Source organism: Variovorax sp. 10L426 (assembly GCF_056395305.1).
This window is the reverse complement of record NZ_JBFTJF010000003.1, coordinates 1-20535: the sequence shown is the minus strand read 5'-3', so window position 1 is coordinate 20535 and position 20535 is coordinate 1. Positions and strand designations below refer to the sequence as shown.

At 65.3% G+C, this 20535-nt stretch carries 16 protein-coding genes and 1 pseudogene; 4 read left to right on the top strand and 13 right to left on the bottom strand.

What is annotated here, in order from left to right:
* Positions 1-13: 13 nt before the first annotated feature.
* Positions 14-988, top strand: coding sequence for a Bug family tripartite tricarboxylate transporter substrate binding protein (locus tag AC1DHL_RS04725; RefSeq protein ID WP_478160989.1), 975 nt, complete (start codon positions 14-16; stop codon positions 986-988).
* A 3-nt stretch (positions 989-991) separates the two neighbouring features.
* Positions 992-1906 (top strand): alpha/beta hydrolase, encoded by a 915-nt coding sequence (locus tag AC1DHL_RS04720; protein WP_478160987.1) that lies wholly within the window; start codon positions 992-994, stop codon positions 1904-1906.
* Positions 1907-1966: 60 nt separating this feature from the next.
* Here AC1DHL_RS04720 and AC1DHL_RS04715 read toward each other — a convergent pair.
* A pseudogene (locus AC1DHL_RS04715) lies at positions 1967-2200 on the bottom strand (SDR family oxidoreductase); the annotation flags it as partial.
* Between the two features lies 1 nt (position 2201).
* Positions 2202-2774 carry a hypothetical protein gene (locus tag AC1DHL_RS04710; RefSeq protein ID WP_478160985.1) on the bottom strand — a complete coding sequence of 191 codons (573 nt, stop codon included), beginning with the start codon at positions 2772-2774 and terminating at the stop codon, positions 2202-2204.
* Between AC1DHL_RS04710 and AC1DHL_RS04705 the strand changes: the two genes are divergently transcribed.
* A complete protein-coding gene (locus AC1DHL_RS04705) occupies positions 2745-3473 on the top strand; it encodes an SDR family oxidoreductase (RefSeq protein ID WP_478105280.1) in 729 nt (242 codons plus the stop codon). The genes AC1DHL_RS04710 and AC1DHL_RS04705 overlap by 30 nt on opposite strands.
* Before the next feature lie 117 nt (positions 3474-3590).
* Here the strand turns inward: AC1DHL_RS04705 and AC1DHL_RS04700 are convergent, their stop codons facing one another.
* From AC1DHL_RS04700 to AC1DHL_RS04655, 10 genes are all read right to left on the bottom strand, one after another.
* Positions 3591-5144 (bottom strand): class I adenylate-forming enzyme family protein, encoded by a 1554-nt coding sequence (locus AC1DHL_RS04700; protein WP_478160983.1) that lies wholly within the window; start codon positions 5142-5144, stop codon positions 3591-3593.
* A gap of 57 nt (positions 5145-5201) precedes the next feature.
* Complete coding sequence (locus tag AC1DHL_RS04695) at positions 5202-5978, bottom strand: SDR family NAD(P)-dependent oxidoreductase (protein ID WP_478160981.1); 777 nt, start codon at positions 5976-5978, stop codon at positions 5202-5204.
* A gap of 20 nt (positions 5979-5998) precedes the next feature.
* On the bottom strand, positions 5999-7156 hold the full coding sequence (locus AC1DHL_RS04690; RefSeq protein WP_478160979.1) for an acyl-CoA dehydrogenase family protein: 1158 nt from the start codon (positions 7154-7156) through the stop codon (positions 5999-6001).
* A 26-nt stretch (positions 7157-7182) separates the two neighbouring features.
* A complete protein-coding gene (locus AC1DHL_RS04685; RefSeq protein ID WP_478160977.1) occupies positions 7183-8424 on the bottom strand; it encodes a thiolase family protein in 1242 nt (413 codons plus the stop codon).
* 28 nt (positions 8425-8452) lie between these two features.
* Positions 8453-9238 (bottom strand): enoyl-CoA hydratase/isomerase family protein, encoded by a 786-nt coding sequence (locus AC1DHL_RS04680; protein WP_478160975.1) that lies wholly within the window; start codon positions 9236-9238, stop codon positions 8453-8455.
* A 157-nt stretch (positions 9239-9395) separates the two neighbouring features.
* Positions 9396-10529, bottom strand: coding sequence for a CaiB/BaiF CoA transferase family protein (locus AC1DHL_RS04675; RefSeq protein ID WP_478160973.1), 1134 nt, complete (start codon positions 10527-10529; stop codon positions 9396-9398).
* Between the two features lie 40 nt (positions 10530-10569).
* Positions 10570-11910, bottom strand: coding sequence for an MFS transporter (locus tag AC1DHL_RS04670; protein WP_478160971.1), 1341 nt, complete (start codon positions 11908-11910; stop codon positions 10570-10572).
* Positions 11907-13400: a coniferyl aldehyde dehydrogenase gene (locus AC1DHL_RS04665; protein WP_478160969.1), complete on the bottom strand. Its 1494-nt coding sequence runs from the start codon at positions 13398-13400 to the stop codon at positions 11907-11909. The genes AC1DHL_RS04670 and AC1DHL_RS04665 overlap by 4 nt, the downstream gene beginning before the upstream one ends.
* A 14-nt stretch (positions 13401-13414) precedes the next feature.
* Complete coding sequence (locus AC1DHL_RS04660) at positions 13415-15124, bottom strand: GMC family oxidoreductase (protein WP_478160967.1); 1710 nt, start codon at positions 15122-15124, stop codon at positions 13415-13417.
* 14 nt (positions 15125-15138) lie between these two features.
* Complete coding sequence (locus AC1DHL_RS04655) at positions 15139-17511, bottom strand: arylsulfatase (RefSeq protein WP_478160965.1); 2373 nt, start codon at positions 17509-17511, stop codon at positions 15139-15141.
* Positions 17512-17690: 179 nt separating this feature from the next.
* On the opposite strand from AC1DHL_RS04655, the gene AC1DHL_RS04650 reads away from it, so the two are divergent.
* Positions 17691-18737 (top strand): AraC family transcriptional regulator, encoded by a 1047-nt coding sequence (locus AC1DHL_RS04650; protein WP_478160963.1) that lies wholly within the window; start codon positions 17691-17693, stop codon positions 18735-18737.
* Here AC1DHL_RS04650 and AC1DHL_RS04645 read toward each other — a convergent pair.
* Positions 18693-20535 (bottom strand): efflux RND transporter permease subunit (locus AC1DHL_RS04645; protein ID WP_478160961.1); only part of this gene is annotated, 1843 nt, incomplete at its 5' end. The genes AC1DHL_RS04650 and AC1DHL_RS04645 overlap by 45 nt on opposite strands.

Below are 20535 nucleotides of genomic sequence, written 5' to 3'. Positions count from 1 at the left end.
GTACGGAGACATCATGCAACTCGCAAGACTTCTTGTGCTGGCGGCCCTTGCAAGCGCGGCGATGACCTCACCGTTACGCGCGGAGGAAGCATGGCCCGCCCGCCCCATCCGCATGGTGATCGGCACAGCCGCCGGGACCGGTGGCGACATAGTGCTGCGCCTGATCGCCAACAGCATGTCGCAGTCGCTGATGCAGCCGATCATCGTGGAGAACAAGGTCGGCGCCAACGGCCTCGTGGCCACCGCCGAAGTGGCGAAGTCCAAGGCGGACGGCTATTCGGTGCTGTTCGGCGGCGCCAGCGCGACGGTGATCAACCAGGCGCTGCAACCTTCGCTGGCCGTCCATGTGCTCGACAAGCTCAGCCCGGTCGCGCAGGTCGGCGCAGGCGGGGTCAATCTTGTGGTGGCGGCTGACTTTCCTGCCACCAACCTGCCTGAATTCATCGCCTACGCGAAGGCCCATCCCGGCCAGATCAACTACGCGACGTGGGGCGTCGGATCGAGTGGCCACCTGATCATGGAGTGGCTGAAGAATCGATATGGGCTCGATCTTGCGCATGTGCCGTACAAGTCGATGCCCCAGATCTACCAGGACATGGCGGGCGGGCTCGTCAAGGTGGCGTTCGTCGATGCCGCGAGTTCGGTCCCACTGGTCAAGGCCGGGAAGATCAAGGCATTGGGCAACTCCGGCACCGCGCGCGCGCCGGGCCTTGCAGACGTACCCACGTTCAAGGAGCAAGGCGTCGATTTCGCGGTAGACGGCTGGTATGGCGTTTTCGTGCCCAAGGGCACGCCGGACGCTGTGGTCAGCCGACTCCACCGCGAGATCATCAAGGTCTTGGCCGATCCGGAGATTCGGTCACGAATGCAGCAACTCAACTTGTCGAGCCCGCCACCCAAGAGTTCGGCCGAGTTCGAGCAAATCGTGACGGCCGATCTCAGGCTCTGGCAATCGATTGTCCGAACGAACGACATCAAAGTGGACTGACCCATGTCGCCGAATGAACTCGCCTACCCCAAGCTGGTGATGCCGGATACGGTCGAGCGCACCACCGTGAAGATCTGGAGCAACGGCGTCGGGCTGGATGCCGACATCTATCGGCCAAAAGGGCTCGGCGGCGATCAGCGTGTCCCGGCTGTGGTCCTGTCACACGGCTGGGGCGGTAACAAATCGACCTGCGAACGCTATGCCGCGAAGTTCGCAGCCGCTGGCATAGTGAGCTTGTGCTTTACCTACAACGGGTGGGCGTCGTCCGGAAGCAGTGTCCTCCTCGCCGGCGACTCTCCGGAGTTGGACGAGAAGAACGAGGGCGTTGCCAAGGTCCGTGTCATCCGCGAGGTCGTTGATCCTGTCGAATGGCTGCAGAACTATCGATCGGCAGTCGACTACGTCGAGGGAGAACCCAATGTGGATCCGGATCGCATCGGCGCCTGGGGCACGAGCTTCGGCGGCGGCGTCGCAGTGCATCACGCCGCAAACGACGACCGCATCAAGGTGATCGCGGTTCAGGTCGCTTCGCTCGCATCGGTTCTCAAGGGGCCGCTGCTCGTGCATGCCAGGCAGCGCGCGGTTGATATTGCAAGGGGGACGATCGCGCCGGTTCCGCAAGGGATCGATGCCTATCCGCCACTCGCAGGCACACCACACCTGGCACGGTTTCTTCAGTACAACGCGATCGAAGAGGCGAGAAAACTCGAGATTCCCACGCTGATGCTGGACGCGGGCGACGAGGAATTGTTCGACATCAAGGAGAACAGCGGCAAGGCGCATGACGTCCTGAAGGCGCGAGGGTCTGCCCCGGTCCACTACAAGGTCATCGACGGCATCGATCACTACGGCATCTACTTCGGTGGCTTCGACGAAGGCAGCGAAGCGGCGCTCGATTGGTTTACCAAGCACTTGTGACGGAAAGATCGGAACCTACGCGCCGAAAAGGCGCTTTCTCGAACCGCAGGTCGGGGACCAGCCTGCTCCGGAGCGGTCACTGGTGATCCCGCGCGATACAGCGAGTTGAGCAGTCTTCGTCGTGCCGTAGTGGATCATTTCGGTCGGTATCTGCACCGCGCTTTCGCTGGAGATGAAGATGATCCGCCCCCAGTTGGCGCGCCTCATCTCGGGCAGCACCAAGCGCGCGAGTCGGACGCCGCTCAGGACGTTGACGTCGAAGAAGCGCTGCCAGTCTTCGTCGGGAATGTCTTCGCTATTTGACGTAGTCGGTGTCCGAGGGCCCGTAGCCTGTGATGACGACAACCGCACCCTCCGCGCCGGTTCGGGCGAAATGCGCGACCCCCTCGGGCTCGGTATAGAAGCTCCCTGCCGGCAACGGCTTGACGACGGCCGGGTCGTTCGCGGGGCCATACCCGAAGTACCAGAGCCCGGCAACGACCGTGGCGGTCCGGTCATCCCGGTGACGGTGGGCCTCGATCACCGTGTTCGGCGGGACCGACAATTCGATGCTGTAGAGCCCATGGGCCGCGGGATCGCCATAGAGAACCCGCGTCGAGACGCCGGGCAGGCCCGAGGTCCCCGCTCCCGCGACGCGCGTAGGCAACGCATCGATCTCGCTCGATGTGAGTCGCTTCTGCGCAGCCGGCGTCGGCGCGGAGACGATGAACGGGACGAGCAGTGCCAGCGCCTGATCGGGCTGCTCTTCCATGATCCAGTGTCCCGAGTTCGTGATGACGGCGCTGCGCACGTTGCTGGCCACCGTTTGAAGCTCTGCGGCCAGCGATGCACCGTACGAGTGATCGCCACCGATCGCGAGAATGGGCATCGGCAACTTGCCGCGCGAGAAGGCGCCAAGCTTGTTCTCGGCGCTCGGCGCGAGTGCGAACTCAGCGCGCTCGCGGCGGAGATCGCACAGGCCGGCGGGTCCGCTGTCGCGTTGCCGGGTGACGTGCGGGAGGAAGGCTACGCGAAAGGTCTCGTGGACCTGGCCGTATCGCGGCACGGCCGACTCGACGTTGCCTTCAACAATGCGGGGACCTTGGGCGAATCCGGTCCCAGCACCGAGGTGTCGGAAGCGGGCTGGGCCGACACGCTCGCGGTCAACCTCACAGGCTCATTCCTGGGCGCGAAGCATCAGATCGGTCAGATGCTGCTCAACGGTGGCGGCTCTGTGATATTCACCTCGACGTTCGTTGGCTACACCTTCGCGTTTCCGGGTGTCGCCGCCTACGCCGCGAGCAAGTCAGGCCTGATCGGGCTGACGCAGACGCTGGCGGCGGAGTTCGGACCGAAGTCGGTGCGCGTCAACGCGATCCTGCCCGGCGCGGTCGACACCGACATGTACCGGACGATGAACGACACGCCCGAGAAAACTGCGTTTGTGACGAACCTGCATGCGCTCAAACGCGTCGCGACACCGCAGGAGATCGCGCGCACCTTGCTTTATCTCGCGTCGGACGACTCGGCTTTCGTCACGGGCGCGGCCCTGCTGGCAGACGGCGGCGCGTCGATCACGCGCACCTGATTCGTTGATCAGCTCGCTCGTCACCAGCAGTGCGCGCACCGAAGTTCGAATCGCCACAGGCTCGTGCCGCACCCAGGGTAGGTGTCGCATCGACCTCGCGTTCAGGGCACTCCGGCATCAGACCGCTCGCCACTGGTCGCCCCAGAACTTCTGCCGGACGTCCTTCTTGAGCAACTTGCCGACAGCACTTCGAGGCAGCGTCTCCCAGAACTCCACCGACTTCGGCGCTTTGGCGCTGCCCAACTGGTCCTTGCACAGTGCGATCAACTCGGCCCCATCGAGCGTTTGATCGGGCTTGAGTTGGACGACCGCCTTGACCGCCTCGCCCCACTTCTCATCCGGCACGCCGACGACGATGCAATCGAGCACCGCGGGGTGGCCCTGAATCAGCTTCTCGATCTCGACCGGATAGATGTTGAAGCCGCCTGAGACGATCATGTCCTTGATGCGATCGACGATGGTGACGAAGCCGCGCTCATCGATGATCCCCACGTCGCTCGTGTGGTGCCAGCCGAATGTGGACGCCTCGGCGGTGTCCTCGGGCCTCTTGTAGTAGCCCTGCATCGTCATCGACGAACGCACCACGATCTCGCCGCGTTCGCCGGCGGGCAGAAGATTGCCTTCCCGATCCATGATGCCGACGCGCACGACACGGACGGGCTTGCCGGCCGCGCGCACCGCTTCTTCGTCGAAGCTGCCATCGCTGCGGAGGTAGTCCGAAGGGCGCTTCACGAGGATCGGGATCAAGGTTTCGGTCTGACCGAATCCTTCGAACATGACCGGCCCGAACACGCGCACAGCCTCCTTGAACTTCTCGGGCGCGATCGGCGCCGCGCCCACGATGAAGCACTTCAAGGACGAGAAATCCGTCGTCTTCGTGCGGGGGTGGGCCAGGAGCGCATAGACCGCCGTGGGAGGCAGGAACAGATGCGTCACCCGCTCCTTCTCGATCAAGCCGAGAACGGCATCGGGATCGAATGCGGGCAAGATGATGGTCGCGCAACCCCTGATGGCAAATCCGAGCACGAACAACCCGGCCGCATGCGTCAAGGGTGCAATGACCAGGTGGCGCGATTCGGAAGTAACTTCGAATTCCGTCGAGACCGCGAGGCCCATCATCTCGAGCGTCCGATGCGAGTGCACCGCGCCCTTGGACGGGCCGGTGGTGCCGCCAGTCGGCTGAAGGAACGCAACTGTCGCGGGATCTTCCTGCTCATTGCGAAACGGAGACCAGCAGCCCTCGAGCCACTCCTCCAGGGACTGGCCATGCTCGGACGCACGGTCGATGCAGATGTACAGCTTGGCCTTCGAAAGCTTGGCCTTCAGGAGCGGCACGCTGCTTTCAAAGTAGCTGTGGAAAAAGACGATGTTTGCGTCGAAGTAGTCCAGGACTTCGGCGTTGGTCTCCACGGTATTGCGGATGTGCACCGACAGCCACGCCATGTCCGCCAGGTTGATGCCCAGGTGCAGCAACGTCACCCGGTAGTCGTTCGGGCTGTAGATCGCCACATGGCAGCCGGAACCGGCCTTGCGCTCGCGTGTCAAGGCATGGGCGATCGCATGCGCAGTCTTCTGGGCCTGCGCGAAATCGATACGCGCCTCGCCATCGACGAAGGCAAGGTTATCGGGGTACTGCGCAGCTACGCCGTCGAAATAGTCAGCGATTCTCATGATGTGTGTCTCTCTTTGTTGAATTGAAGGGCCAGGCGTCGCCGGTGCGAGCGCGCCCTATTTCGACCGCAGGCGGGCAGCGCCGTCGAGGCGGATCGTTTCTGCGTTGATGTAGGCGTTCTCGACGATGAACGCGCAGCAATGAGCGAACTCGCGCATGTCGCCGAGGCGCCGAGGGGCTTCCATCTGCTCCTTGAGCGAGGTGAGCACTTTCTCGTCGAGGCCGGCCACCATCGTGGTCAGGAAAAGTCCGGGCGCGATCGCGTTGACGCGCACGCCGATGGCACCGAGCTCGCGCGCCGCCGGCATGTTCATGCCGATGATCGCGGCCTTCGACGCGGAATAGGCGGTCTGGCCGATCTGCCCCTCGTAGGCAGCGCCGGACGACACGTTGATGACGACCCCGCGCTCTTCGCCGACTTCCGCTTCGTTCCTGGCCATCTGCTCGGCGCACTTCGACATCACGTTGAAGACGCCATTGACGTTGACGGCGGTGATCTGCGCGAAGCGGGCCAGCGGCGCCGCCTTGCCTTCCTTGCCCAGCACCTTGAAGCCGTTCGGGATGGCGGCGCCATTGATGCAGACATGGATGGCGCCGAAGCGTGCCATCACCGCATCGACCGCCGTTTGCACAGATTCCTCGCTGCTCACGTCGGTCTGCACGAACATCGCGCTGTCTGCGCCGAGGTCCGCGACGGCGGCATTGCCCGCCTCGACGTTCATGTCGAAGATGGCGACGCGCGCGCCTTTCTCCTTGACCATGTAGCCCGCAGTCGCCAGGCCGAGGCCGGATGCACCGCCGGTGATGACGATGACTTTGTCCTTGATTCGCATGATGTGTCCTGGTTGGAGGCTTAGAACGCGTTGACGCCGGTCAGCGATCGCGCGATGAGGAGTTGCTGGATCTGCGACGTGCCTTCGGGGATCGGCACCACGATGGCATCGCGCGCCAGCTTCTCGACGAGGAACTCGCGGGTGACGCCGTTGCCGCCGTGGATCTGCACTGCCTGGCGCGCCACAGTCACTGCCGCCTCGCAGGCAAAGTACTTGGCCATCGCGGCCTCCATCTCGGCCGGCACGCCGGCTTCGATCATCGAAGCGGCGCGGTAGACCAGCAGGCGCGAAGCATCGACCTGCGTGGCCATGTCGGCCAGCATCCCGGCAATCAACTGGTGACCGGCGATGACCTTGCCGTGCTGGCGGCGCTCCTTCGCGTAGCGCACCGCCTCCTCGAGTGCGCGCCGGCCCAGTCCCAGGCCCTGCGCAGCCACGAAGACGCGCGAACGCTCGAACATCGACAGCGTGTTCTTCAGCGCCTCGCCCTCGTTGCCGATCATGTGGGTGGCGGGCACGCGCACGTTGTCGAGGAAGATCTGCGCGGTCGACTGGCTGTTCCATCCGATCTTGTGGATGTCGCGCACCTCGTATGGATGCTCCTTCCGGTCGAGCAGGAAGTGCGTGAGGCCGCGGCGCGGGTCGTCGCCGGTGCGGCAGGTGCAGATCAGGAAGTCGGAGTACGAGCCGTTGCTGATCCAGGTCTTCTCGCCGCTGATGACGAAGTGGTCGCCGTCACGGCGCGCACGCGTCTTGATCTCGAGCACGTTGGAGCCGACGTCCGGCTCCGAGATGCCCATGCTGACGAACAGCTCGCCGCTGACCAGGCCCGGCAAGTAGCGCTCGCGCAGATGCGCCGGGGCCAGTTGCTGCAGCATGTAGGCGCCGAAGGAATTGATCAGCACCGGCACCGAGAGGTCGACCGACGTGGTGGCGACTTCCTCGAACAGCATGATCATCGTGAGCCAATCCAGGCCCATGCCACCGTGGGCCTCGTCGACGGCGCCCGAGACCAGGCCGAAGCGGGTGAGTTCGCGCAACACGGCACCCATCTGCTCCTTCGGCACGAACTTGTCGCGGAATTGCTTGTTGAAGATCGGTTCGATCTCCGTGTCGAGAAAGCGCCTCAGGCCGTCCACGGCTGCTTGCTGCTCTTCGGTTCTGATGACATGTCCCATGGATGCTCCGTATCTGTTCGGTTGGATTACTGTTTGGCAAGGATCGCGACGGCCACCACTGCCTCTTCGATGCCATAGAGGCCGCCGCCGTTTTCCTGGATGGCGATGCGGGCACCGTCGACCTGCCGCTTGCCGGCTTCGCCGCGCAGCTGCGTGACCAGTTCATGCAACTGACCGAGGCCGGTCGCGCCGATGGGATGGCCTTTCGATTCGAGGCCGCCCGAGGGATTGATCGGGATGCGTCCGCCGACCGTGAAGTCGCCGCGCTCGGCAGCCGGGCCGCCTTCGCCGAAGCCCACCAGCATGAGGGACTCGGCGTTGAGGATTTCGCCCATCGCGGTGGCGTCGTGCACCTCGGCCACATCGACGTCGGCGGGCGACACGCCCGCTTGCTCGTAGGCTTTCCTGGCACCGAGATGCGCCACGATCTTGTGCGGCTCGTCGAGGCCGCGCGTGCTCCCGGTCTGGATCACGCTGGCCAATACACGGACCGCGCGAGCGTTCGCACCCTTGATGCGCTTGAGGCCTTCGGCGTTGCACAGCACGACCGCGGCAGCGCCGTCGCTGATCGGCGAGCACATCGGCATCGTCAGCGGATAGGCGATGGGGGGTGCGGCCAGCACTTGCTCGATGCTGCAGGGCTCGCGGTACTGGGACAGCGGGTTGTGCACCGAATGCTGGTGGTTCTTGGACGCGACGGCGGCGATCTGCCGTTGCGTGGTGCCGTAGGTCTGCATGTGCTGGCGGCAGAGCGCGGCATAGATGTCCATGAAGACGCTGTAGGGCTTCTCGGACATCGTGCCGGGAGGCGGAACCACGCCGTGTCCCATTGCCATCAGCGTCTGCTTGTTGGCGTCGACCGTGGAAACGTCCCAGCCGCCATCGAACACGCTGAACATCTTGGCCTTGTCGGGGACATTCATCTTCTCGGCGCCCACGGCCAATGCAATGTCGCAAGTGCCGGCGCGCAGCGCCATCGTTGCCAGGTTGAAGGCCGAAGAGCCGGAGGCACAGGCGTTCTCGACGGTGAACACCGGCACGCCCTCCAGGCCGAGGCGACGCATCGCGATGGGCCCCGGGATGCCGGTCTGGCCCTGGAGCAGGCCATTGGTCATCGTGGAATAGAAGGCCGAGCCGATGTCATCGACACCGCAACCGGCATCGGCCAACGCCAACTGCACGGCCTCCTCCACCATGTTGTAGACCGTGCGGTCCAGAAGGCGGCCGAAGGGCGTCATGCCGACGCCAGCCACGTAGATTTCGTTCATTGCTTCAGTCCTTGTGTGATCGGGCGACTCAGCGGCCCGGGAATTTCGGTGCGCGCTTTTCGCCAAAGGCCGTGAGGCCTTCGTGAAAGTCGGCGGTTCGCATGTGCTGCCGCAGCGCCACCTGCTCATGCAGCAGCGCGTCGGCGCTCGTCTTGTCGGCGGATGCGCGTGCCACCTGCTTCATGCGGCGCAGGGCGATCGGGCTCTTCATGGCAATGTGGCGCGCCAAAGCGAGCGTGGCTTCCTGAAGGCTTTCGTCGGGATGGACCTCGCACACCAGGCCGCAGGCCTTCATCTCGGCGGCCGAGAGCGATTTGCCGGTCATGAGCAGGTACATCGCCATGTTCAGCGGGATCAGCCGCGGCAGGATCGCCGCGCCGCCGGCACCCGGGAAGACGCCGAAGTTGGCGTGCGCGTCGGCGATGGTGGCGCTCTCGGCAGCCACCACAATGTCGGCGCACATCGCGAGTTCGAGCCCGCCCGCCATCGTCACGCCGTTGAGCGCAGCGATGACTGGCTTGGGAAAGGCGCGCAGCGCGCCGAACACGACGTGGGCCCGGTCCAGGAAGTCGGCTTCGCCCGGAGCGAGGTCCGCACCGGCCAGGACCTGCTTCAGGTCGGCGCCGGCGCAGAACGCGGGGCCGTTGCCGGTGAGGATCACGACGCGGATCTCGTCGTTGCGGGCGATTTCGGCGAGGCCGCGCTCCAGTTCGGCCAGGATCGCCAGGTTGAGGGCATTCATGGCCTTGGGGCGATTCAGCGTGATGCGCGCTACTGGGCCAAGTGCTTCGAATAGCAATGTGTCGTCGTTCATGGTGTCTCTCGTTGTGTGCCTTCAGCGGTGCCCGGAACGCATGACAACGTGGTTCCGAGTCGATGTATGGATGCTAGAAGTGACGCCCTCCTGGCACAGGTCATTGCAGCGGATTCGCCGGTCCGCGCGATGCTTCTCGGCGCGGGCGGTCAGCCTCTCAGGCGGCGGCCAGCAATTGCGCGATCTCGTCCGGGCTGAATCCCGCGTCTCGCAGGATCTCCGTGCCATGCGCTCCGCGCTGCGAAACCGCGCCGGGCTCACCCGACGGTGTCGCGGAAAATCGAGGCGCCGGGGCTGCCTGCATCACGCCATCGCGTTCGACATATACGCCGCGCGCAGCCATGTGCGGGTGCGCCATGGCCTCGCCGGGCGTCAGCACCGGGGCGAAGCAGGCATCGGTGCCTTCGAGCAGATCCATCCAATGCTGTCGCGGCCGCTCTGCGAACAGGGCGGCCAGCCGTTCGCGCAGCCGTGCCCAGCGCCGAGGGTCATAGGCCTGCTTGAAGTCGGGATCGTCGCCGAGGCCGAGCTTCGCGAACAGCAACGCATTGAACTGCGGCTCCAGCGCGCCGATGCTGATGAACTTGCCATCGCTGCAGGCGTAGCTGCCGTACCAGTGCGGCCCGTCGAGCAGGCCGCGCCCGCGCTCGAAAGGCTGCTGGCCGGCCGCATGGGCCGACAGGACCAGGTTCATCAGATTCGCGCTTCCGTCGACGATGGCCGCATCGACGACCTGCCCTCGTCCGCCGTGGCGCGCATGGAGGATGCCCGCCAGGATGCCCATCGCGAGGTACAGCGCCCCGCCTCCGAGATCGCCGACCAGGGTCGGCGGGGCCATTGGCGGCGTGCCCGGCGCGCCGGAGAACCAAAGGGCGCCGGATAGCGCGATGTAGTTGATGTCATGGCCTGCGGCCTGCGCGAGCGGACCCTGCTGGCCCCAGCCGGTCATGCGTCCGTACACCAGCGCGGGGTTGCGCGCCAGGCAGACTTCGGGACCCAGCCCCAGGCGCTCCATGACGCCGGGACGCATGCCTTCGATCAAGGCGTCGGCACCGTCCGTCAATCGCAGCACGGCTTCGATCGCCAGGGGGTCCTTGAGGTCGAGCGCGAGGGAGCGCTTGCCGCGATGAATGATGGCGCTCTTGCCGAGCGCGACCGGATCGTTCGCGTTCGCCCTGACGCGCTCGACGAGGGTGACCTCTGCCCCCATGTCGGCCAGCAGCATGCCGCAGAACGGCCCTGGCCCGAGGCCGGCGATTTCGACGATCCGAATACCGTCCAGAACACCCATCTTGTTTTCTCCGTGAAAGTTGTTGGCAAGTGAGGCGCGCCTACGTCGCTGCCGTCTTCAGGGGCGCGCGAGGCGTCGATGGGGGCGGTCCGGATTCCGCGATGCTGCGAAATCGTGCGGCGTCGCACTCGTACGAGCGCGATGCGAGAAGAAACAGGCCTGTGGCAACCAGCGAGATCACCGGCACGACCGTGAGCGCCGTCTTCAGGTCGCTCAGGTCGGAGATCAGTCCCACCACGAACGGCCCGGGCGCCAGGCCGAGAAGGCTTGCGCCCAGGACGGCCGTGGCCGTCACGGTGGCACGAACCGCCGGGTGCGTGACGTCCATGACGATCGCGACCGCGCAACCACCGTGAGCGACAGCGAACACCGCGCCCACGAAGATCAGCGCCAAGGCCAACGCGCTGGGGGGCATGGCAAAGCCCGCTGTCAGCAGCAGGCCACAGATCAGGGTGTAGGCGGCCGGGACGGTCGCCCTGTAGCGAGGGCGGCCCTTGCTCAACCGGTCGGAAAGGCCGCCACCGAACAGTACGCCAACACCCGCAGCGAGCACGGCCAGTGCCGCCATCAGGGCCGCCTTGCGCGGTTCGAATGCATAGAAGCGATTCAGGAAGGTCGGCATCCACGCGATCAATACGGAAGGGATCGCCATCTGCAAGCCGAAGGCCAGGAACACGAGATTGCCGGATCGGGAGACGAACACCTGCCGGACCAACTCAGCCAGCGGCAGACCGGCGCCGTCGCGCCCATCTTGCTCAAGCTTCGGCGTCTTGTAGTCGCGTACTACAAGCGGGTACACGACGGCGAGCAGCAAGCCCGGGGCGCCAACCACGAAGAACGCGGTGCGCCAGCCGAACTGACTCGCGACAGCGCCGCCGATGACCACACCCAGGACCGATCCGAACAGCCCCGCCGACTGGAATGCGCCCTGGATCGCAGCGCGCTTGGCGATCGGAAAGGTGTGCGCCAGCAGCGCCGCGCCCGCCGCGGCATAGGCGGCCTCGCCGACACCGACCATTGCGCGAGCGATCAGCAACTGCGTGTAATTGGTCGCCAACCCGCAGGCGATCGTCGCCAGGCACCACACGAAGGCCATCAGGGTGATGCTCTTCACCCGACCCCAACGGTCGGCGATCAGCGACATCGGAAGGGTCAGCACGCCGACCATGACCGAGACGACGCTGACCAGGGCCCCGAGCTGCGAGTCCGACACGCCCCAATCCGACTTCAGGAACGGAAAGACGGCACCGATGACCTGCCGCGAAAGATAGTCCGACAGCATCAGGCCGAAGGTCAGCGCGAACACGGTCCACGCGTAGCTTCCGGACGCCGGGATCGTCTCCTCGATCGGCGTCGTTGATCGATCGCGTGACTGGCTCATGGGGTGGCCTGCTCAACGCGCGCTGGGGCCTGGACGGAAGGGTCAGCGCGAACCGCATCCTGGCCCATCAGGGAAGGATCGCCTGCGCCCAGGAAGATCTTGGAGATGAGCCGCTGAATGCGTGTGCCGTACGGTGGTCGGAACAGGTGAATGGGAAAGAACCGATGCACGGAGAAGACCGACTTGGCATGCGACAGCGAGCGGAAGCCTTCGGGTCCGCGCCAGCTCCCGATGCCCGAATTGCCGGTGCCGCCGAACGGCAGATCGCATTGAAAGACATGCCAGGCCCAGTCGTTGACGGTCATGCCGCCTGCATGCACGTCACGCGTGAGTCGGCGCAGCTCGGCTGGATCGGTCCCGAAGTAGTAGAGCGCCAGCGGCCGCGGCCGCGAGGCGACGAACGAGACCGCCTCGTCCAGCGAATCGCAGGCCAGCACGGGAAGGATGGGATTGAAGAGCTCCTCCTGCATGATTCGCATCTCCGGCGTCACGCCGGTCACGATCTGCAATGGAATGATGCGCGCACCATCGCCGGGGCCACAGGAGGTCAGCTTCGCGCCCTTCACCACGGCATCGGCCAGCAGCTCACGGGTGCGGTTCGCATGGCGTTCCGAGGCCATGCTGGTGTAGTTGCGATCGGCGACCGGGTCGGGGTACATGCGCTTGAACGCGAGCGCAGCGGCTGCGACGAACTCGTCGATGCGGTCGCTTGGCACCAGCGCATAGTCGGGCGCCACGCATGCCTGCCCGCTGTTGAAGGCCTTGCCGTGCGCGATCGACGCTGCTGATGCCGCTATCGACGCCGTGCGGCCCACGATGGCGGGTGACTTGCCGCCGAGCTCGAGCGTGACCGGCGTCAGATGGGCTGAAGCCGCGCGCATGATTTCCCTGCCGATCGCCGGCGAGCCGGTGAAGACGATGTGGTCCAACGGCAGGCTCGCAAAGGCCTGGCCGATCTCGACACCGCCGCCGAAGACGGCCACCTGGTCCTCGTCGAAGATCTCACCCAGCATGCGGCGCACCACCGCGGTGCTGCGCGGCGAGAACTCCGACATCTTGATCATCACCCGGTTGCCCGCGGCAAGTGCCGTCACGAGCGGCCCGATGGCTTCGATCACCGGAAAGTTCCATGCGGCGATGACCCCGACGACACCCTTGGGCTGGTACACGACCTTGGCCCGGTTGGTGAGAAACATCCAGTCGGCACTGCGCCGTTGCGGCTTCATCCAGCGCTTCATGCGGGACAGCGCATGATCGATCTGGACCGCAGGTCCGAGCACGTCCAGCATCTTGCATTCGAACTCGGAGCGGCGGCCGAAGTCGTCGCTCATCGCATGGGAGAGCGGGTCCTGGTAGCGCTGCAAGGCCAGGCGCAGGGCCTGGAGATCGTTCTTGCGCTGGCCGAATGCGGGATACGGCGCTGCAAGGAAAGACTGGCGCTGCAGAGCCAACGTGGCGTTCAGCCCTTCGATGGTGTCGTTCGCTGTCATGGCGTCTCGATGTGTCATGCGGCGATCGCCTCTGCACTGTTCGTGCTGACCAGCGAAACAGTCAGTGGATTGATCACGCCTGCGCGCGCCGAGCGTCCCGCCGCGGCCTTGATCATGTCGGCCGCTTTCTCGGCAATCATGATGGTCGGCGCGTTCGTATTTCCGGAGACCAAGTCCGGCATGATCGACGCATCGACCACGCGCAAGCCCTCGATGCCTTTCACGCGCAATTGGGCGTCGACTACATCGTCCGGCCCGTCGCCCATGCGGCAGGTTCCGACAGGGTGATAGGCGCAGTCGGCGTGGTCGCGAACGAACTTCTCGATCTGCGCATCGGTCTGCGCCCAGGCCGAGTTCTTCGACTCCCTGCCGCCGAAACGAGCCAGCGCGGGCTGGCGCGTGATCTCGCGCAGGCGCTTGAACGCACGCACAAGACAGTCGACATCGCTTTGTTCGGACAGGAAGTTGGTGTCGATCAACGGCGCCGCCATCGGATCGGCGCTTGCCAGCGACACGCTGCCGCGGGACTTCGGACGCAGCACGCAGGCATGCAGCGAGTAGCCTTTGCCGAACAGGATCTTGCGGCCATGGTCCATGAGCTTTGCAATGACGAAGACCATCTGCACGTCAGGCACGACCTCTTCCGGCCGCGTCCTCATGAAGCCGTTGCCTTCAGCGAAGTTGGATGTCAGCACGCCGCGCCGGTATCGGCCCCAGTCGAACAGACCCTTGAGGACGCTCCATATACCGCTGATCGACAACCCGACCAGCCCGCGCGACGCGCCGGCTTCGTAGCTGTGGACCACGTCGATGTGGTCCTGCAGGTTTTGACCCACGCCCGGCGCATCGTGAACCACCAGGATGCCGTGACGCTGCAGCACGGCGGCAGGACCGACGCCCGACAGCATCAAGACCTGCGGCGACTGCAACGCGCCCGCGGACAACAACACCTCGCGTCGCGCCGTCAGCAGCCGGATCGCCCCGTTCGCATCGCGGTATTCGACGCCCACCGCGCGCTTGTCTTCGATCACGATGCGGGTGGTTCGGGCCCTCGTGACGACCCGCAGATTGGGTCGCTCGAGGTTCGGCGTCAGGAAGCCCTTCGCGGCGCTGCAGCGCTCGCCGTTCTTCTGCGTGACCTGGGTCAGACCCACGCCCAGCAGATGATCACCGTTGAAATCCGGATTGGGCGCATGCCCCGCCTGGACCGCGGCCTCGACGAACGCCCTCGAATAGAAGCTGGGCTCCATCACGTCCGCCACGTTCAACGGACCTCCGGCGCCGTGGTATTCGGAAGCGCCCCAGAACTCGTTGTTCTCGGACTTCCTGAAGTATGGGAGCACGTCGGCATAGCTCCACCCCGTGTTGCCGGCCGCGGCCCAACGGTCGTAGTCGCTGCGGTCGCCGCGGATGTACATCATGCCGTTGATCGAGCTCGATCCGCCCAATGCCTTGCCGCGGGGCTGGTAGCCGACGCGTCCGTTCAATCCCTTGTTCGGAAGCGTCTTGAAGGCCCAATTGAAGATCGGGTACGGCATGACGATCGGCAGCCCCGACGGGCACTGGATCAGAGCACTGTTGTCCGCCGCGCCGGCTTCGAGCAGGCACACGCTCACACCCGGGTCTTCGCTGAGGCGGGCTGCCAGCACGCAGCCGGCCGAGCCACCTCCGATGACGATGTAGTCCGCCTCCAGCGGATCGATCTGTACAGGGCTGGAAGTCATTTCGGGTCTTTTCTTCATGGGGTGTAGACGATGTGCACGTCGTCGATGCGGCCGTTGAACCTGAATGGCGCGCGGTCGTAGTAGTCCAGCGACACCGGCGAACCGAGATTGACGCCAACGTCGAGCGCCTCGCTGGCCGTGAAGCACAGGGGCGCCGTGAAGGGCGCTGTGGCGTGGGCGACTTCGACCCCGTCGACCCGCATGACGAACGTGGCGGGCGAACCGGGCGCGGCGCCGGCCAGGACGGTCTGCAGCTCGAAGCGATGCGCGCCCGCCTCGATGCGGGCGGCGCTGCGAAGCTTGGTACGCATCACGCTGAGGCAGTTGTATTCATAGTGCAGGTGTCCGGCGTCCATGTAGAGCGCGAGCCCGCCGGCCACGCCGCCGAGCGAATACAGCACGCCCTCGGCCATCGCCGGCAACGCCACCTCGACGGTGACGGTGTTGCTGCGTCCGCGCAGGTTGGGTGCGCAGAATTCAGGCAGCCGCGTGACGGAAGGATTGAAGTGCCATTCGGTCTGCGTGGTGCCGATGCGCGCCGACGGGTTCAGCAGCGGGCCGAGACCTGCGCCGATCGGGTACACGTGGTTGGCGCGCGCCTCTTCGTCGAACTTGCGTTTCAACTCCGCCAGCTTGTCGGGATGCTGCGCCGCCAGGTCGCTCGCCTGCGAATAGTCGCTGCCGAGCCGGTAGAGCGCCCAGACATCCTCATCCGGGTTCCAGTTCGCATAGGCGGCTGACGTGGCCGAAAGCCACGGCAGGCGCGGGCCGAAGACCGATGCCATCCAGCCATCGGCATAGATGCCGCGGCTGCCGAAGATCTCGAAGTACTGCTGCGCCTTTTGCGTCGGCACCGAGGGCTGTGAAAAGGTGTAGGCCAGGCTGATGCCGTCCATCGGGTCCTGTGCGATACCGTTGACCACGGCTGGAGGCGCAATGCCGATCAGCTCGTAGATCGTCGGCGCAATGTCGTTCACGTGGTGGAACTGGCCACGCACCCTGGCGTCGGCCGCGATGCCCTTCGGCCACGACACGGCCATGGGCACGCGGGTCCCGCCGAAGTAGCCCGCCACCAGCTTCGTGCCCTGGAAGGGGCTCTCCCCTGCCCAGGCCCAGCCGGCGTGGTACATGTTCGAGATCTTCGGACCACCCAACGCCGGCAAGCCGCCGTACTCCTCTTCGAGGATCTTCATCTGCTGCGCGAACGGGATCGGCACGCCGCTGATCGACAGGATCTCGTTGATGGTGCCGCCCGCCCCTTCGGCCGAGGCGCCGTTGTCCGAGAGCACGTAGAAGATCAGCGTGTTGTCGCGCAGGCCCAGACGCTCGAGTTCGTCGATCACCTTGCCGGCCTGCACGTCGGCATGCTCGAGGAAGCCGGCGAAGACCTCCATCAGGCGCGCCTGGTATTTGCGTTCCTCGAGGGGCAGGCTTTCCCATGCGGCCAGCGTGTCCGGGCGGGGTGTCAACTGGCTGTCGGCCGGAATCCAGCCCATGGCCACCTGGCGCTTGAAGGCCTGCTCGCGATACGCGTCCCAACCTGCATCGAACTGGCCCTTGTACTTGTCCGACCAGTCGCTGAAGACCTGGTGCGGACCATGCACCGCCCCCGGTGCCCAGTACATGAAGAACGGCTTGTCGGGCGTCAGCGCATGCTGCTCGCGCAGCCAGTTCGTGGCCTGCGCGGCGAGGTCTTCGCTGAGGTGGTACGCCGGATCGTTCGGCGGCTCGATCGGCGTGGTGTTGCGGTACAGGCTCGGCTGGTACTGCGAGGTCTCGGCGGCGATGAATCCGTAGAAGTGGTCGAAGCCGCAGCCCGTGGGCCAACGGTCGAAGGGGCCTGCCGCGGACGTTTGAAGTGCCGGCGTGTTGTGCCACTTGCCAAATGCCGCCGTGCTGTAGCCGTAGTGCTTGAGCACCTCGGGAATGGTTGCCGAACTCTTCGGGATCTCGCCCGTATAGCCGTCGAAATCGCTGGCGAACTCGGTGATCGTGCCCGACTCGACACGATGGTGGTTGCGCCCGGTCATCAGCGATGCACGCGTGGCGGAGCAGATGGCCGTGGTGTGGAAGGCGTTGTAGCGCAGCCCGGTATCGGCGATGCGGCTGAGCGTGGGCGTGTGGATCGCGCCGCCGACCGTGTCGGCGTGCGCGAATCCGACGTCGTCGAGCATGATGATCACGACATTCGGCGCATCGGCGCGCAGCGGCGATGACCTGGTTCGCCACTGGTGGGTCGACTGCGCGAGCGTGCGGCCTGCCACGCTGGCCGTCGGGGTGCCTGCGAGCGGAAGGTGTTGAGGCAGGGCCTTGTCAGGCGACGTCGCCGCGGGAATTTCGTGCGCCTTGTCCGCTTTGTCCGCTTTGTCGCGGGAATCTTGAGTCATCCGAGGTCTCCGGTTCTTGTACTGCGATGCTGGAGGCCCAGTCTAGAAATGGCAGCCGCGCAGCGCCGGTCTTTGAAGTCAAATCGATGGTCCCGGCGGGCGTCGCGCCGATCCACACCAGCCGCGAGACCCGGGCAAACGCGATTGCCAAAAAATGCGCCGACGACGACCATCGAGGCATGAACGTTCCCGTGCGCGAGCCAGGCCAGCCACTGCAAGAGCCGACGACGATCGGTGGCTACGTGCTGGCGATTTCCAAGGCGCTTCAGTCCAGCGGTGTCGACAGCGCTCGCGTGCTGGAGGCGGTCGGCATTCCGCTGACGATGACCAACGATCCGATGAGGCGGCTGCCGGTCAGCACACTCACCCGACTCTTCCGCGCCTGCACCGATGTCACCGGCAATCCGTACTTCGGACTGACGGTTGCGCGCTTCTTGCACATCTCCAACCTGCATGCGCTGGGCTACGCGCTCGCGGCCAGTGCCAACCTGATGGAGTTCTGCCAGCGGCTCGAGCGCTACTTCAGGCTCGCCTCACAGACCGCCGAGATCAAGGTGGTCGAGTCGCGGGACGAGGTGGAGCTTCGGATCAGGTTGCTGGTCGACTTGTCCGCGGAAACCGAGGACGCTTTCCTTGGCTTCGTCGTGCTCGCGATGCGTCAGCTCTACAAGCCCGAGTTCAACCCGCTGCGCGTGGCCCTGTCGCATCCTCAGCCGCGAGACGGCGCCGCGCCGTACGAGGCGTTGTTCCGCGCACCAATCAGCTTCGGGCAGAAGTGGGGACCTTCGCTTGTGCTACCCCGGGCCGATCTGCACAACCCCCTCGTTGGCGCCTGCGCCGAGCTGGCGCAACTCAACGACAACCTGGCGAATACCTATCTCGCGCGGCTCGAGAAAGACGATGTCGTGACGCGCGTGCGGCAGAAGATCATCGAGTTCCTGCCCAACGGCAGCTGCACGCGCGACAAGGTGGCCAGCGCCCTGGCGCTGAGCCCAACGACCCTGCAGTTCAAGCTGTCGGAGCGCAACACCAGCTTCCACGACCTGCTGGACGCGACGCGCAAGGAGCTTGCCTCCGGCTACGTCCAGCAGTCGGCGCTATCGATCACCGAGATCACCTTCCTGCTGGGCTTCAGCGACACGAGCAACTTCACGCGCGCGTTCAAGCGCTGGCAGGGCGTCTCACCCAGTTCGTTCCGCGAGGGCGAGAAGTCGGTCAGCGCCTGAGGGTCCGGCAGCGGCTGCGCGCTCAAAGTGCCTGTCGTTCAACAGGAAGTGCGAGAGGGCCGGGATGAGCACGAGGGCGCCGACCATGTTCCAGACGAACATGAAGGTCAGCAGGATGCCCATGTCGGCCTGGAACTTGATGGGCGAGAAGGCCCAGGTGATGACCCCCGCGGCGAGCGTGACGCCAACGAGCGCGACGACGCGGCCGGTGAACATCACCGCATCTCCGTAAGCCTTGGCCAGCGTCAGGCCGCGACGCTGTCCCGCGAGCTGCACCGACAGCAGGTACAACGCGTAGTCCACGCCGATGCCCACCCCGAGCGCGATCACCGGCAGGGTCGCGACCTTCACACCGATGCCCAGCCACACCATCAGCGCCTCGCACAGGATGGAGGTGACCACCAGCGGGATCACAGCCACCAGCACCGCCCGCCAGGACCGGAAGGTCAGGAAGCACAGCGCGATCACGGCGGCGTAGACATAGAGCAGCATGGTCCTGTTGGCCTGATGCACCACGATGTTGGTCGCCGCCTCGATGCCCGCCGACCCCGCGGCCGGCAGGATCTGCACCAGCGCCGGATCGGTCGGATGGTCCTTCACGAAGTTCTCCACCACGGCAAGCACCTTCTGCAGCGTCTCGGCCTTGTGGTCCGAGAGGTAGGCCACCAGCGGCATCACCGAGCACTCGGTGTTGAAGAGCTCCGGGTTGTTCACCGTGGCCTGCTGCGCGCCATAGTTCAGCACGTCCTGGTTGCGGCTGATGGTCAGCCACTTGGGGTTGCCTTCGAAGGAGCCGGCGGTGATCTGGCGCACCACGTCCTGCAGGCCGAGCGTCGCGCGCACTTCCGGGAGCTGCTGCAGTTCCCACGCGAGGCGGTCGACGTGCGCCAGCGTGTCGTACTTCAGGCAGCCTTCCTTCGGCGTCTTCACGATCACGGCGAAGAGATCGCTGGACAGCGAATAGTTCTTCGTGACGAAGGCGTTGTCTCGGTTGTAGCGCGAGTCGGGCCGCAACTCCGGCGCGCCCGGATCGAGATCGCCGACCTGCARCTTCARGCTCACCGCAAAACCCCCGACGGCGAGCGCCAGCGAGCCCAGCACCGCTGCGAGCGCCCAACTGCGCTTCGCAGCGAAGTTGTCGAGCAAGCCCCAGAGGCGCCCTCCCCGCCCCGCGGCCTGATCCAGCTCCACCTTCAGACTGCGCTCGGCCGCGGCCGGGCTCACACCGACATAGGACAGCAGCACCGGCAGCAGCAGCAGGTTGGTGAAGATCAGCACCGCGACGCCGATGCTGGCGGTCAGTGCGAGTTCGCGGATCACCGGGATCGGGATCAGCATCAGCACCGCGAAACCGACCGCATCGGCCATGAGCGCCGTGACGCCCGCCAGGAAGAGGCGCCGGAAGGTGTAGCGCGCAGCCACCAGCCGGTGCGTGCCGCGGCCGATGTCCTGCATGATGCCGTTCATCTTCTGCGCGCCGTGGCTCACGCCGATCGCGAAGACCAGGAAAGGCACCAGCATCGAGTAAGGGTCCAGTTCCAGACCGACCAGCTTGACGAGCCCGACCTGCCACAGCACCGCGACCAGCGAGCACGCCAGCACCATCGCCGTGCTGCGCACGCAGCGCGTGTAGCCGTACAGCAGCAGGGCCGCTATCACCGTGGCGACGCCGAAGTACATCATCACCTGCAGCAGCCCGTCGAGCAGGTCGCCGATGATCTTGGCGAAGCCGATCACATGCACCTTCACGCCCCAGGGCTTGCCGTCGGGGGCGACGCCCTTCTCGTACTTGTCGCGG

What these genes read in the sequence shown, in the direction of transcription:
- AC1DHL_RS04710 (WP_478160985.1), bottom strand. Translation starts at nt 2,774, where the DNA reads ATGCCCATTCTCGCGATCGGTGGCGATCACTCGTACGGTGCATCGCTG.
- AC1DHL_RS04720 (WP_478160987.1), top strand. Translation starts at nt 992, where the DNA reads ATGTCGCCGAATGAACTCGCCTACCCCAAGCTGGTGATGCCGGATACG.
- AC1DHL_RS04700 (WP_478160983.1), bottom strand. Translation starts at nt 5,144, where the DNA reads ATGAGAATCGCTGACTATTTCGACGGCGTAGCTGCGCAGTACCCCGAT.
- AC1DHL_RS04665 (WP_478160969.1), bottom strand. Translation starts at nt 13,400, where the DNA reads ATGACAGCGAACGACACCATCGAAGGGCTGAACGCCACGTTGGCTCTG.
- AC1DHL_RS04650 (WP_478160963.1), top strand. Translation starts at nt 17,691, where the DNA reads ATGAACGTTCCCGTGCGCGAGCCAGGCCAGCCACTGCAAGAGCCGACG.
- AC1DHL_RS04680 (WP_478160975.1), bottom strand. Translation starts at nt 9,238, where the DNA reads ATGAACGACGACACATTGCTATTCGAAGCACTTGGCCCAGTAGCGCGC.
- AC1DHL_RS04690 (WP_478160979.1), bottom strand. Translation starts at nt 7,156, where the DNA reads ATGGGACATGTCATCAGAACCGAAGAGCAGCAAGCAGCCGTGGACGGC.
- AC1DHL_RS04655 (WP_478160965.1), bottom strand. Translation starts at nt 17,511, where the DNA reads ATGACTCAAGATTCCCGCGACAAAGCGGACAAAGCGGACAAGGCGCAC.
- AC1DHL_RS04695 (WP_478160981.1), bottom strand. Translation starts at nt 5,978, where the DNA reads ATGCGAATCAAGGACAAAGTCATCGTCATCACCGGCGGTGCATCCGGC.
- AC1DHL_RS04685 (WP_478160977.1), bottom strand. Translation starts at nt 8,424, where the DNA reads ATGAACGAAATCTACGTGGCTGGCGTCGGCATGACGCCCTTCGGCCGC.
- AC1DHL_RS04675 (WP_478160973.1), bottom strand. Translation starts at nt 10,529, where the DNA reads ATGGGTGTTCTGGACGGTATTCGGATCGTCGAAATCGCCGGCCTCGGG.
- AC1DHL_RS04670 (WP_478160971.1), bottom strand. Translation starts at nt 11,910, where the DNA reads ATGAGCCAGTCACGCGATCGATCAACGACGCCGATCGAGGAGACGATC.
- AC1DHL_RS04725 (WP_478160989.1), top strand. Translation starts at nt 14, where the DNA reads ATGCAACTCGCAAGACTTCTTGTGCTGGCGGCCCTTGCAAGCGCGGCG.
- AC1DHL_RS04660 (WP_478160967.1), bottom strand. Translation starts at nt 15,124, where the DNA reads ATGACTTCCAGCCCTGTACAGATCGATCCGCTGGAGGCGGACTACATC.